Consider the following 13,082-nt stretch of genomic DNA (forward strand, 5'->3'; position numbering starts at 1 on the left):
CCTACGGTTCACCGGGGCCGGACGACGCCATGTGAGCACTCCGGTCGCTCACATGCTGAGACAATCTCACGATGCGGTCATCCGGGCGACGGCGGCGTCCCAGATCGCGTCCGCCACCTCCCGCTTCGAGCCCGCGGCCTTCGCCACCGTCTCACCGTGCTCGTCGAGCAGCGTGACCTCGTTGACCTCGGTGCCGAACCCGAGCGCCTCGCCGACGGCGTTGACGGCCAGCAGGTCGGCACCCTTGCGGCGCGCCTTGGCGCGGCCGTGCTCGAGCACACCGCCCGTCTCGTCACCCGTCTCGGCGGCGAACCCGACGACGACCTGTCCCGCGCGCAGCCGCTCGGCGGCCAGCTCCGCCAGCACGTCGGGGTTCTCGACCAGCTCGATCGACGGCGGCGCCTGCCCGGCGACCTTCTTGATCTTGGCCTCGGTGGCGGCCACCGGCCGGAAGTCCGCGACCGCGGCGGCCATGACGACGGCGTCGGCGCCGACCGCTGCCCGGCGGACCGCCGTCCGCAGCTCGGCGGTGGTCGAGACCGGCACGACCTCCACGCCGGCGGCCACCAACGGGTCGGTCAGGTCCGCGGCGACGTGGGCCGCGACGAGCGTCACCCGGGCACCGCGGGCCCGGGCGGCTGCGGCCAGGGCGGCACCCTGGCGACCGCTGGACCGGTTGCCGACGAACCGCACGGGGTCGATCGGCTCCCGGGTACCCCCGGCCGACACGACGACGGACCGGCCGGTCAGGTCCTGGTCGGTGACCGGCTCGGCGGGACCGGCCGCCACCGCCAGTGCCACCCGGGCGATCTCCTCGGGGTCGGGCAGCCGACCGGGACCGGTGTCCTTGCCGGTCAGACGGCCCGACGCGGGCTCGATGACGTGGACCCCCCGGTCGCGCAACGTCGCGACGTTGGCCCGGGTGGCCGCGTGCTCCCACATCTCGGTGTGCATCGCCGGGGCCATGACGACCGGGCACCGCGCGGCGAGCAGGCTCGAGGTGAGCAGGTCGTCCGCGCGTCCCGTCGCAGCCCGCGCCAGCAGGTCCGCCGTGGCCGGAGCGACGATCACGAGGTCGGCACCCTGCCCGAGCGCCACGTGCTGGACGTTCTCGACGTCGTCGAACACCTCGGCGCTCACCGGCTCGCCCGACAACGCCTCGAAGGTGGGCGCGCCGACGAACCGCAGCGCCGCCGCGGTGGGCACGACCCGCACCGCGTGGCCCTGCTCGCGCAGCAGGCGCAGCAGCAGCACCGCCTTGTAGGCGGCGATACCGCCGGAGACCCCGAGCAGAATCCTCATCGACGACGCCCGCGCACTCGGCTCAGACGATCTCGTCGTCGCCCACGGCGTGCTCGGACTCGGCCGTCGGGTCGGCCGGCGTCGAGGCGGACTCGGTCGGCTCGGGGGCCGGCTCGGCGGTCAGGAGCCCCTGGTTGATCTCGCGCATCGCGATCGACAGCGGCTTCTCCTGGTTGCGGGCCTCGACGAGCGGACCGACGTTCTCCAGGAGCCCCTCGTTGAGCTGGGCGTAGTAGGCGTTGATCTGGCGCGCCCGCTTGGCCGCGTAGAGCACCAGCCCGTACTTGGACTCGCTGTGCTGCAGCAGGTCGTCGATGGGCGGGTCGGTGATGCCGATCGGCTGCGGCGTCGTTCCTGCCATGTGTCTCACTCCAAGCAGAGGTCGGGGCCGGTGGCGAGCGCCACCGGTGGAAGATCAGGGGTTCGGCTGGCCAGTCTACCGTCCGCCGTGCGAGGGCTCGGGGCGGCGTTCCTCACCCTCGGCCCCGGGGACGCCCAGCAGTCCCGCGAGCTCGTCCGTGGCGCGCGTCACGTCGTCGTTGACGATGGTCACGTCGAACTCGGGCTCGGCCGCCATCTCCACCTCGGCGGTGGCCAGCCGGCGCGCGCGTTCCTCGGCGTCCTCCGTGCCGCGTCCCACGAGGCGCCGGACCAGCTCCTCGGTGCTCGGCGGGGACAGGAACACGAACTGGGCGTCCAGTGCGCTGTCCCGCACCGCCTCCCGCACCTGGCGGGCTCCCTGCAGGTCGATCTCGAGCAGCGTCGGACGGCCGGCGGCCAGGTGCTCCTCGACCGGGCCGCGCGGGGTGCCGTACCGGTGGCGGCCGTGCACGACCGCCCACTCCAGCATCTCCCCCTCCGCGACCATCCGGTCGAACTCCTCGGGCGTGACGAAGAGGTAGTGCACGCCGTGCACCTCACCGGGGCGGGGTGACCGGGTCGTGGCGGACACGGACAGCCACACCTCGGGGTACCGGGCGCGGATGTCCGCCGACACGGTTCCCTTGCCGACGGCGGTCGGCCCGGCGAGCACGGTCAGCCGTGCCGGGCCTCGCGCATCGTCGGGGACGACGGTGTCTCGGGGTGCCGGCACGGCGGCGGATGGTGCGGAAATCTCAGCCAAACCTCTCGATCAGCGCCTGGGACTGGTGCGGTCCGAGACCGCGGACCCGGCGGGTCTCGGCGATCCCGATCTCTTCCATGATCGCCCGGGCCTTCACCTTACCGACTCCGGGGAGCGACTCGAGCAGGGAGACGACCTTGAGCTTGCCCACGACGTCGTCCTTCTGACCCTGCTCGATCACCTCCTTGAGCGACCCCTGGGAGTACTTCAGACGGTTCTTGATCTCGGCGCGCACCCGGCGCGCCTCGGCTGCCTTCTCGAGGGCCGCCGCACGCTGTTCCGGGGTGAGGGGAGGGAGGGCCACGCAAGTCACCTACTCAGTCGGACCGACAGGGAGTACTGCTCCCTCGAAAGTAGCCACGACCTGCGGGAGCGGCAATCGCTGGGGGCCCCTGTGGGAAAACCCACGCCGGCCGACCGTCGACATTCGTCCCGAACCGCATCCAACCGGACGCGGCCGGGACGTCCCGGCCGGTCAGCGCGCCGGACGCAGCGCCGCGGACACCTCGGCGACGGCCGCCGCGGCAGCACCGCGCAGAGCGCCGGCGTCGGGTCCGGCGGCCAGCACGCCCCGCGACGACGAGGCCAGGACCTGGCCTCGCGCGGCGCCGAACACGGCGGCCAGCTCGCGCTCCCCCGCGCCCTGCGCCCCGACCCCCGGGGCCAGCAGCGGACCGTTGACGGCCGACAGGTCCGTCCCGGTCGCGCGCACCGCGTCCCCGACCGTCGCACCGACCACCAGGCCGACCGACCCCAGCGGTTCGGCGTCGGCGTTCAGGGCCGCCGCCTCGGCCGCGACCGACGCGGCGACGCTGCGCCCGTCGGCGGCGACCGCGTGCTGCACCCGCGCGCCCTCCGGGTTGGAGGTCAGGCACAGCACGAAGACGCCGCGCCCCGTCCCGGCCGCCAGGTCCAGCGCCGGCCGGAGGGAGCCGAAGCCGAGGTAGGGGGTCAGGGTGACGGCGTCGCCCGCCAGGGGCGAGCCGTCCGCGAGGAACGCCTCGGCATAGCCGGCCATCGTGGAGCCGATGTCGCCGCGCTTGGCGTCGACGACCGTCAGGGTGCCCGCCGCGCGGGCGGCGGCCAGGACGTCCTCCAGGGCCGCCAGCCCCCGCGAGCCGTGCCGCTCGAAGAACGCCACCTGCGGCTTCAGGGCCGCCACCCGGCCGCCGAGCGCCTCGACGACACGCAGGCCGAACTCGCGCACACCGGTGGCGTCGTCGGGCAGGGACCAGGCCTCCAGCAGCGCCGCGTGCGGGTCGATGCCCACGCAGAGCGGGCCGTGGTCGTCCATGGCCCCGGCCAGCCGGGCCCCGAACGGCACCGGACCTGCCGGCGCGGTCACGCGTCCGCCCGGACGGCGGCCTCGCGACGCGCCACGGTGGCGGCGGTGTGCTCCTGCAGGCTGCCGACGTCGAACGGGCCGCCGCGCACGGCCTCGATCCCCTGCACCGCCGCGGCGAGCTGGTCGACCGTGGTGACCATGGGCTTGTCGGCGGCCGTCGTGGCCGCCCGGATCTCGTACCCGTCGGCACGCGCGCCCTGACCGGACGGCGAGTTCACCACCAGGTCGACCTTGCCGTCGTTGATGAGGTCGACGACGGTCGGCTCACCGTCCGCGCCCTCGCCCTGGGAGTACTTGCGCACGGTCGTGGCCGCGATGCCGTTGCGGGCCAGCACCTGGGCGGTGCCGGCCGTGGCCAGCACCTCGAAGCCGATCTCCGCCAGCCGCAGCACGGGGAAGACGATCGAGCGCTTGTCCCGGTCGGCGACCGAGACGAACACGGTGCCCCCGGTGGGCAGGCCCCCGTAGGCGGCGGCCTGCGACTTGGCGAAGGCGTGCGGGAAGTCCTTGTCGAACCCCATCACCTCACCGGTCGACCGCATCTCCGGACCGAGCACGGTGTCCACCACGTGCCCCTCGGCGGTGCGGAAACGCTTGAACGGCAGCACGGCCTCCTTGACGGCCAGCGGTGCGCCCAGGTCCAGGCTGCCGCCGTCGCCGGTGGCCGGCAGGACGCCCTCGGCGCGCAGGTCGGCGATCGACTCGCCGACCATGATGCGCGCGGCCGCCTTGGCCAGCGAGGCGCCCGTAGCCTTCGAGACGAACGGCACGGTGCGCGAGGCCCGCGGGTTCGCCTCCAGCACGTACAGCACGTCCGAGACCAGCGCGTACTGGACGTTGAGCAGCCCCCGCACGCCCACGCCCCGGGCGATCGCCTCGGTGGAGCGACGGATGCGCTCGATCTCGGCCTCGCTGAGCGACACCGGGGGCAGCACGCACGCCGAGTCGCCGGAGTGGATGCCCGCCTCCTCGATGTGCTCCATGACGCCGCCGAGGAACAGCTCCTCCCCGTCGAACAGCGCGTCGACGTCGATCTCCATGGCGTCGTCCAGGAAGCGGTCGATGAGCAGCGGGGCGGGCAGGACGCCGGGGGCGCGGGAGGTCACCGCGTGCGCGGCGGCCTCCTCCAGGGCGCGCTCGACGTACCCGGTGAGCTGGTCCGAGGAGTAGACGATCTCCATGCCGCGGCCGCCGAGCACGTAGGACGGGCGCACCAGCACCGGGTAGCCGATGCGGTCCGCGACGTCCCGGGCCTCACCCAGGGACCGCGCGGTGCCGAACGCCGGGGCCGGGAGGCCGGCCTGGGCGAGCACCTCGCCGAACAGGCCGCGGTCCTCGGCCGCGTCGATGGCCTCGGGCGTCGTGCCCAGGACCGGCAGACCGGCGTCGGACAGGCGCTGCGCCAGTGACAGCGGGGTCTGGCCGCCGAGCTGGACGATGATGCCCTTGACCGGCCCCGCGGCGAGCTCGGCCTCGTAGACCTCCAGGACGTCCTCGAAGGTCAGCGGCTCGAAGTACAGCCGGTCCGAGGTGTCGTAGTCCGTCGAGACCGTCTCGGGGTTGCAGTTGACCATGACGGTCTCGTAGGTGTCCTTCAGGGTCAGGGCGGCGTGCACGCACGAGTAGTCGAACTCGATGCCCTGGCCGATCCGGTTGGGTCCGGAACCGAGGATGATGACGGCTTCCCGCTCGCGCGGGGAGACCTCGGTCTCGGTGTCGTAGGACGAGTAGTGGTACGGCGTGCGCGCGGCGAACTCCGCGGCGCAGGTGTCCACCGTCTTGTACACCGGCCGCACGCCCAGGGCGTGACGCGCCTCGCGCACACCGGCCGCTCCCCCGGGCCCCATGGACCGCAGCGCGGCGACCTGGACGTCGGACAGCCCGTGGCGCTTGGCGAGCCGCAGCAGGTCCGCGGTGAGGTTCGGCGCGGCGGCCACCTCGGCGGCGACCTCGTTGACCAGCAGGATCTGGTCCAGGAACCACGGGTCGATCTTGGTCGCGTCGAAGACCTGCTCGAGCGTGGCGTGCCCCGCCTCGACCGCGCGCAGTGCCTGCTGGACGCCGACCAGGCGCTGCTCGGTGGGCGTGCGGATCGCGGTGAGGAGCTCGGCCAGCTCGTCGCCGGACGGCGCCTCGCCGGTCCAGTGGAAGTCGACGCCACCCTTGTCGATGCTGCGCAGCGCCTTGCCGAGGGCCTCGGTGAAGTTGCGGCCCAGGGCCATGGCCTCGCCCACGGACTTCATCGTGGTGGTGAGGGTGTCGTCCGCCGCCGGGAACTTCTCGAAGGCGAACCGCGGCACCTTGACCACGACGTAGTCGAGCGTCGGCTCGAAGCTGGCCGGGGTGACCTGCGTGATGTCGTTGGGGATCTCGTCGAGCGTGTAGCCGACGGCGAGCTTGGCGGCGATCTTCGCGATCGGGAACCCGGTGGCCTTGGAGGCCAGCGCCGACGAGCGCGACACCCGCGGGTTCATCTCGATGACGACGACGCGCCCCGTGTCGGGCTCGACCGCGAACTGGATGTTGCAGCCGCCGGTGTCCACGCCCACCTCGCGGATGACCGCGATGCCGATGTCGCGCAGCGTCTGGTACTCGCGGTCGGTGAGGGTCATCGCCGGGGCGACGGTCACCGAGTCGCCGGTGTGCACGCCGACCGGGTCGACGTTCTCGATGGAGCACACGACCACGACGTTGTCGTTCTTGTCGCGCATGAGCTCCAGCTCGTACTCCTTCCAGCCGAGGATCGACTCCTCCAGGAGCACCTCGGTCACCGGGGAGTAGTGCAGGCCCTGACTCACGATGCGGCGCAGGTCCGCCTCGTCGTAGGCGAGGCCCGACCCGAGCCCGCCCATGGTGTAGGACGGCCGCACGACCATCGGGTAGCCGAGGTCCTCGGCGGCCTCGAGCGCACCGTCGACGGAGTGGATGATGCGCGAGCGGGCGGACTCGCCGCCGCAGACCTCGACGACCTCCTTGAACTCCTCGCGGTCCTCGCCCTTGCGGATGGCCGGGATGTTCGCGCCGATGAGCTCGACGCCGTACTCCTCCAGCACCCCGGCCTCGTGCAGCTCGATGGCCGCGTTGAGGGCCGTCTGCCCGCCGAGGGTGGGCAGCAGGGCGTCGGGTCGCTCCTTGGCGATGATGGAGGTGAGCACCTCGCGGGTGATCGGCTCGACGTAGGTGGCGTCGGCGAACTCCGGGTCGGTCATGATCGTGGCCGGGTTGGAGTTGACCAGCACGACGCGCAGGCCCTCCTCCTTCAGCACACGGCACGCCTGGGTGCCGGAGTAGTCGAACTCGCAGGCCTGGCCGATGACGATCGGGCCGGACCCGATGACCAGGACGGAGGAGAGGTCGGAACGGCGGGGCATCAGTTCTCCTTCTCGCCGGTGGTGGTGCCCGGTGCGGTCAGCGCCGTGAGCGCTGCGTCGGGGACGTGCACGGGCCGGCGGGTGGTCATGAGCTCGACGAAGCGGTCGAACAGGTAGGCGCTGTCGTGCGGTCCGGCGGCGGCCTCGGGGTGGTACTGGACGGAGAACGCCGGCAGGTCCAGGGCGGTCAGGCCCTCGACCACCCGGTCGTTGAGCCCGACGTGGGAGACGATGACGCGCCCGTAGCGGGTGTCGTCGTCGCGCTCGCCGTCGTGCGGGGCGGTGCTGACCGCCTCGACCGGGGCGTCCACGGCGAACCCGTGGTTGTGGGCCGTGACCTCCACCTTGTCCGTGGTGCGGTCCAGCACGGGCTGGTTGATGCCGCGGTGGCCGTAGCCGAGCTTGTAGGTGCCGTAGCCCAGCGCCCGGCCGAAGAGCTGGTTGCCGAAGCAGATGCCGAAGAACGGGATCCGGCGGTCGAGCACCCGGCGCAGCAGGTCGACCTCGGCCGTCGCGGCGGCAGGGTCGCCCGGGCCGTTGGAGAAGAAGACGCCGGACGGGCCGTCCTCGGGCAGCAGCGCGACGACGTCCTCGAAGGTCGCCGACTGGGGCACCACGTGCACGCGCACGCCACGTTCGGCGAGACGCGCGGGCGTCATCGCCTTGATGCCGAGGTCGACGGCCACCACGGTGGCCACGGGGTCGGCCCCGGCGAAGTCGCCGGAGGGCTCGACCGTGTAGGTCTCGGCGGTCGACACCTCGCGGGCGAGGTCCGCGCCGGCCATGGGCGGTGCGGCCCGCACCTCCGCCACGAGGTCCGCGACGTCCCGCTCGACGCCGTCGGTGAACAGCGCGTCGCCGGAGAAGATGCCGGCGCGCATGACGCCGAGCTCGCGCAGGTGGCGCGTGAGGAACCGGGTGTCGACGCCGGCGATGCTGACGACGTCCTGGGACGCCAGCTCCTCGTCGAGGCTGCCGGTGGCCCGCCAGCTCGAGTGCCGGCGGGCGGGGTCGCGCAGGACGTAGCCGGCGACCCAGATGCGGTGCGACTCGGGGTCGTCGGCGTTGATGCCGGTGTTGCCGATGTGCGGCGCGGTCATCACGACGATCTGGCGGTGGTAGGAGGGGTCGGTGAGGGTCTCCTGGTAGCCGGTCATGCCGGTGGAGAACACGATCTCGCCGACGGTGGCGCCCCGGGCGCCGTAGGCGGTGCCGCGGGCGACGGTGCCGTCCTCGAGGACGAGGACCGCCGGTTCGTTGCTGGTGGTGGTGCTCACTGCGGATCCTTCGGGCTCGGCGTGGTCGGGGAGATCAGGGGCCGCACGGCGGCCAGGAGCCGGTCGTGGTCGGCCCGGTGGCGGGTGCGCAGCCCCGTGTCGACGGTGGCGGCCTCGACGGTGCCGTCGGCCGGCACCTGCCAGGTCAGCACGACGAGGCCGTCGCGCCCGACGTACTTGCCGGCCATGCCCGGCGCGGTCCCGGCGGCGCGCAGCGCGTCGGCGGGCAGCAGCAGGGGCCGGGCGGCGTCGCGGTCGACGACGACGCCGCCCGCGTACACGGTGACCTCGGCGTGGGACCGGTCGCCCAGTCCGTGGGCACCGATCCGGGCCAACCAGTCCCCGTGCAGGGTGCTGGAGACGTAGACGGCCTCCACCGGGCCGACGACCGGCTCGCCGAGCTCCCCCTCGGTCAGGGGCGGCTCCGGCGGGGCGGGCACCAGGTGCCGGGTGCGGGTGGCCAGCCGGCGGCGGCCGGTGAGGACGAGCAGCAGCAGGACGAGGCCGACGACGACCCAGATCCCGACGGCGACGGGCAGCGGCAGGTTCATCGGACCGCCTCCCCCACCGCGACCGGCGTGCCGTCGAGCACGGTCGCCCGGCCGCGCAGGAACGTCGCGCGGACCTCTCCGGGCAGGGTGCGCCCGCGGAACGGCGTGTTGCCGCTCGCGGTGACCTGCGCGGCACCGTCGACCGTCCGGCGGGCCGCCGGGTCGAGGAGGGTGAGGTTGGCGGGCTCGCCGACGGCGACCGGTCGACCCTGCGCGGCCGGTCCGGTGTCGACCCGGCCGATCCGTGCGGGGGCGGCCGACAGCACCCGGGCGACGTCCGCCCAGGTCAGCCGCCCGGTGTCGACCATCGTCTCCTGCACCACGCTCAGCGCGGTCTCCAGGCCGGTCATGCCGAACGCGGCGGCGCCCCACTCGCAGTCCTTGTCCTCGCGGGTGTGCGGGGCGTGGTCGGTGGCCACGATGTCGATCGTGCCGTCGGCCAGGCCCTCGCGCACGGCCTCGACGTCGGCCGCGGTGCGCAGCGGCGGGTTCACCTTGAACGTGGGGTCGTAGCTGCGCGCCAGGTCGTCGGTGAGCAGCAGGTGGTGCGGGGTGACCTCGGCGGTGACGTCGATGCCCCGGGACTTGGCCCAGCGCACGATCTCCACCGACCCGGCGGTGGACAGGTGGCACACGTGCAGCCGCGAGCCGACGTGCTCGGCGAGGAGCACGTCGCGGGCGATGATCGCCTCCTCGGCGACGGCGGGCCATCCGGTCAGGCCGATCTCGCCGGAGACGACGCCCTCGTTCATCTGGGCGCCCTCGGTCAGGCGGGGCTCCTGGGCGTGCTGGGCGACGACGCCGTCGAACGCCTTGACGTACTCCAGCGCGCGCCGCATGAGCACGGGGTCCGCGACACACCTGCCGTCGTCGGAGAAGACCCGCACGTGGGCCGCGGAGTCGGCCATGGCCCCCAGCTCGGCGAGACGCTCGCCGTCGAGACCCACCGTCACGGCCCCGACGGGGTGCACGTCCACCCATCCGGCCTCCTGGCCGAGACGGTGGACCTGCTCCACGACACCGGCGGTGTCGGCCACGGGCGAGGTGTTCGCCATCGCGTGCACGGCGGTGAACCCGCCGGCCGCGGCGGCCCGGGTCCCCGAGGCGACGGTCTCGGCGTCCTCGCGACCGGGTTCGCGCAGGTGCGTGTGCAGGTCGACCAGCCCGGGCAGCAGGACCTGCCCGTCGGCCTCGACGACCTCCGCCCCGGTTGTGTCGGCCGCGCCGGCCGCGGTGATCTCGGCGACCACGCCGTCGCGCAGCACGACGTCGGCGGGTTCCCCGCCCAGCGGACGTGCCCCGCGCAGGACGTAGGTGGTGGACTGCTGGCTCACAGGTCGTTCCCTTCTGCCGAGTCCTCCCCGGCCATCAGCAGGTAGAGGGCCGCCATCCGCACGGCGACGCCGTTGGCGACCTGCTCGACGATGACGGCGCGGTCGGAGTCGGCGGCCTCCGCCGAGATCTCCAGGCCCCGGTTCATCGGGCCGGGGTGCAGCACGATCGCGTGGTCGGCCAGCCGCGCCAGGCGCCGGGCGTCCAGGCCGTAGTAGCGGGTGTACTCCAGCGGGCTCGGGAAGAACCCCCCCGCGCCGCCGGACATCCGCTCGCGCTGGACGCGCAGCATCATGACGGCGTCCGGCTGGAACTCCGCCAGGGTCTGGTCGAGGTGGTAGGACACGGCGCACGGCCACGTCTCCACCCCGACGGGGACGAGAGTGGGCGGGGCGACCAGGGTCACCTCGGCGCCGAGCGTGTGCAGCAGCGCCACGTTGGCCCGCGCGACCCGGGAGTGCAGCACGTCGCCGACGATGGCGACCTTCAGGCCTGCCAGGTCGGCACCGACGCCCTCGCCCGCGCCGCCGCGGAGACCCACGAGGTGCCGCCGGATCGTGTACGCGTCCAGCAGCGCCTGGGTGGGGTGCTGGTGCGTGCCGTCGCCCGCGTTGAGCACGCCCGCGTCCAGCCAGCCGGCGTGCGCGAGCTGGTAGGGGGCGCCGGAGGCCCAGTGCCGCACCACGACGGCGTCGGCGCCCATGGCGTGCAGCGTCAGGGCCGTGTCCTTGAGGGACTCTCCCTTGGAGACGCTCGACCCCTTGGCGGAGAAGTTGATGACGTCGGCGGACAGCCGCTTGGCGGCGGTCTCGAAGGAGATCCGGGTGCGGGTGGAGTCCTCGAAGAAGAGGTTGACCACGGTGCGCCCGCGCAGGGTGGGCAGCTTCTTGATCTCGCGGGACTGGGTCGCGGCCATCTGCGCCGCGGTGTCCAGCAGCAGCACCGCCTCGTCCTTGCTCAGGTCGGCGGTGGAGAGCAGGTGCTTCATCGCGCACCCCCCTCGCCGTGCTCGCGGCCGGAGATGACCACGGCGTCCTCGACCCCGTCGACCTCGGAGAGCAGCACGCGGACACGCTCCGAGGTGGAGGTCGGCAGGTTCTTGCCCACGAAGTCCGGGCGGATGGGCAGCTCGCGGTGCCCGCGGTCGACCAGGCAGGCAAGGCGGACCGCCCGCGGGCGGCCCAGGTCGCCGAGGGCGTCCAGCGCGGCGCGGATGGTCCGGCCGGAGTAGAGCACGTCGTCGACGAGCACGACCGTGCGCCCCTCGATCCCCGCCTGCGGCAGGCGGGTGACGCCGACGGCGCGGGTGGGCTGGCGACGCAGGTCGTCGCGGTACATCGTGACGTCGAGCTCGCCGGTGCTCGCGGCGGGGTCGAAGGCCGGTTCGATGCCGGCCAGCCGCTCGGCGAGCCGGTGGGCGAGGGTCACCCCGCGGGTCGGGATGCCGAGCAGCACCACGTCGTCGGCGCCCTTGGCGCGTTCGACGATCTCGTGGGCGATGCGGGTGAGGGCGCGGGAGACGTCGCTCGCGCCGAGGACGGTCGTGCCGTCCGGGGTGGGGTCTGCGGGCAGCGCAGGGCCAGGGCTCAACGGGACTCCTTCTCCGCCTCACGGGACGGCATTAAAGGGGGTCTGTTCCGGGCAAGCCTAACCCGGAACCTCGGCGGCGGGCGCCGGGCGTCCGCACGGTGGACGCCCGGCGGCCCGCGCCGTCAGTCGAGCAGGGTCGGCTTGATCTCCATCAGCCGCCCGAGGACGCCGTTGACGAAGCTCGGCGACTCGTCGGTGGACAGCTGGCCCGCCAGGTCCACCGCCTCGTCGACGGCCACGGCGTCGGGCACGTCGTCGTTGTACAGCAGCTCGTAGGCACCCACCCGCAGGAGCGACCGGTCGACGGCCGGCATGCGCGCCAGGGTCCAGTCGCGCGAGTAGGTCTCGAGCAGCTCGTCGATCCGCTCGCGGTGGGCGACGACGCCCTCGACGAGCTCGACGGTGTACTGCGGCACGCTCGCCTCGGCGTGCGGCTCGATCACCCGGTCGGCGAGCAGCACGAGCGGGTCCATCGCGCGCTGCTCCGACTCGAAGAGGATGTCGGCGGCGCGCTTGCGCGCCTTGGTCCGTGCGCCCACGTCAGTCGTTCACGCGGCCGAGGTACGACCCGTCACGGGTGTCGACCTTGACCTTGGTGCCCTGGTCGAGGAACAGCGGGACCTGGACCTCGGCGCCGGTCTCCAGGGTGGCCGGCTTCGTGCCGCCGGTGGAGCGGTCGCCCTGCAGGCCCGGCTCGGTGTAGGTGATCTCCAGCACGACCGACGGGGGCAGCTCGACGTAGAGGGGGACGCCCTCGTTCATGGCGACCATGACGCTCATGCCCTCGAGCATGTAGTCCTTGGCGCCGCCCACGACGGTCGTGGAGACCGGGATCTGGTCGTAGGTGTCGGTGTCCATGAAGACGAAGTCCTCGCCGTCCATGTACAGGTACTGGTAGTCGCGGCGGTCCACGTTGGCCGTCTCGACCTTCGCGCCGGCGTTGAACGTCTTGTCGACCACCTTGCCCGAGAGCACGTTCTTCAGCTTGGTGCGGACGAACGCGCCACCCTTGCCCGGCTTGACGTGCTGGAACTCGAGAACGGACCAGAGCTGGCCGTCGATGCGCAGCACGGTGCCGTTCTTGATGTCGTTGGAGGTAGCCACGGTGTTGTTCGTCCTCGACAGGTCTCGGGAAAGGATGGTCGGCCGGTCGCCCCGGCGGGATGTCGGCATCCCGGCGGCAGAACGGCC

At 73.2% G+C, this 13,082-nt stretch carries 13 protein-coding genes; all 13 read right to left on the minus strand.

All coding sequences use genetic code 11. The features are described from left to right. Positions 1–66: 66 nt before the first annotated feature. The 13 genes from coaBC to efp all read right to left on the minus strand — a co-directional run bounded on the left by coaBC (position 67) and on the right by efp (position 12,995). On the minus strand, positions 67–1,302 hold the full coding sequence (gene coaBC, locus Q6349_RS10585; protein WP_304604056.1) for a bifunctional phosphopantothenoylcysteine decarboxylase/phosphopantothenate--cysteine ligase CoaBC: 1,236 nt from the start codon (positions 1,300–1,302) through the stop codon (positions 67–69). Positions 1,303–1,324: 22 nt separating this feature from the next. Beyond that, a complete protein-coding gene (gene rpoZ, locus Q6349_RS10590) occupies positions 1,325–1,663 on the minus strand; it encodes a DNA-directed RNA polymerase subunit omega (RefSeq protein ID WP_171248256.1) in 339 nt (112 codons plus the stop codon). A gap of 75 nt (positions 1,664–1,738) precedes the next feature. Then, complete coding sequence (gene gmk / locus Q6349_RS10595; RefSeq protein ID WP_171248255.1) at positions 1,739–2,395, minus strand: guanylate kinase; 657 nt, start codon at positions 2,393–2,395, stop codon at positions 1,739–1,741. Between the two features lie 22 nt (positions 2,396–2,417). Further along, positions 2,418–2,729, minus strand: a complete 312-nt coding sequence (gene mihF, locus Q6349_RS10600; RefSeq protein ID WP_171248254.1) for an integration host factor, actinobacterial type — start codon at positions 2,727–2,729, stop codon at positions 2,418–2,420. A 171-nt stretch (positions 2,730–2,900) separates the two neighbouring features. Next, a complete protein-coding gene (gene pyrF, locus Q6349_RS10605) occupies positions 2,901–3,770 on the minus strand; it encodes an orotidine-5'-phosphate decarboxylase (protein WP_304604057.1) in 870 nt (289 codons plus the stop codon). Next, positions 3,767–7,141: a carbamoyl-phosphate synthase large subunit gene (carB, locus tag Q6349_RS10610; protein WP_304604058.1), complete on the minus strand. Its 3,375-nt coding sequence runs from the start codon at positions 7,139–7,141 to the stop codon at positions 3,767–3,769. Before carB ends, pyrF begins: the two co-directional genes overlap by 4 nt. Continuing rightward, complete coding sequence (gene carA / locus Q6349_RS10615; RefSeq protein ID WP_304604059.1) at positions 7,141–8,418, minus strand: glutamine-hydrolyzing carbamoyl-phosphate synthase small subunit; 1,278 nt, start codon at positions 8,416–8,418, stop codon at positions 7,141–7,143. The genes carB and carA overlap by 1 nt, the downstream gene beginning before the upstream one ends. Then, positions 8,415–8,969: a hypothetical protein gene (locus tag Q6349_RS10620; protein ID WP_304604060.1), complete on the minus strand. Its 555-nt coding sequence runs from the start codon at positions 8,967–8,969 to the stop codon at positions 8,415–8,417. Before Q6349_RS10620 ends, carA begins: the two co-directional genes overlap by 4 nt. After that, the gene (locus Q6349_RS10625; RefSeq protein ID WP_304604061.1) at positions 8,966–10,303 is read right to left on the minus strand and encodes a dihydroorotase; all 1,338 of its coding nucleotides are present in this window, start codon (positions 10,301–10,303) and stop codon (positions 8,966–8,968) included. The genes Q6349_RS10620 and Q6349_RS10625 overlap by 4 nt, the downstream gene beginning before the upstream one ends. Then, a complete protein-coding gene (locus Q6349_RS10630) occupies positions 10,300–11,289 on the minus strand; it encodes an aspartate carbamoyltransferase catalytic subunit (RefSeq protein ID WP_171248248.1) in 990 nt (329 codons plus the stop codon). The genes Q6349_RS10625 and Q6349_RS10630 overlap by 4 nt, the downstream gene beginning before the upstream one ends. After that, a complete protein-coding gene (pyrR, locus tag Q6349_RS10635; protein ID WP_304604062.1) occupies positions 11,286–11,891 on the minus strand; it encodes a bifunctional pyr operon transcriptional regulator/uracil phosphoribosyltransferase PyrR in 606 nt (201 codons plus the stop codon). The genes Q6349_RS10630 and pyrR overlap by 4 nt, the downstream gene beginning before the upstream one ends. 122 nt (positions 11,892–12,013) lie before the next feature. After that, positions 12,014–12,430: a transcription antitermination factor NusB gene (nusB, locus tag Q6349_RS10640; RefSeq protein ID WP_171248247.1), complete on the minus strand. Its 417-nt coding sequence runs from the start codon at positions 12,428–12,430 to the stop codon at positions 12,014–12,016. A 1-nt stretch (position 12,431) separates the two neighbouring features. After that, positions 12,432–12,995, minus strand: a complete 564-nt coding sequence (efp, locus tag Q6349_RS10645; RefSeq protein WP_171248246.1) for an elongation factor P — start codon at positions 12,993–12,995, stop codon at positions 12,432–12,434. Positions 12,996–13,082: the final 87 nt, after the last annotated feature.

The organism is Isoptericola sp. 178 (assembly GCF_030586525.1).
GTDB classification, from domain to species: Bacteria; Actinomycetota; Actinomycetes; order Actinomycetales; family Cellulomonadaceae; genus Isoptericola; species Isoptericola sediminis.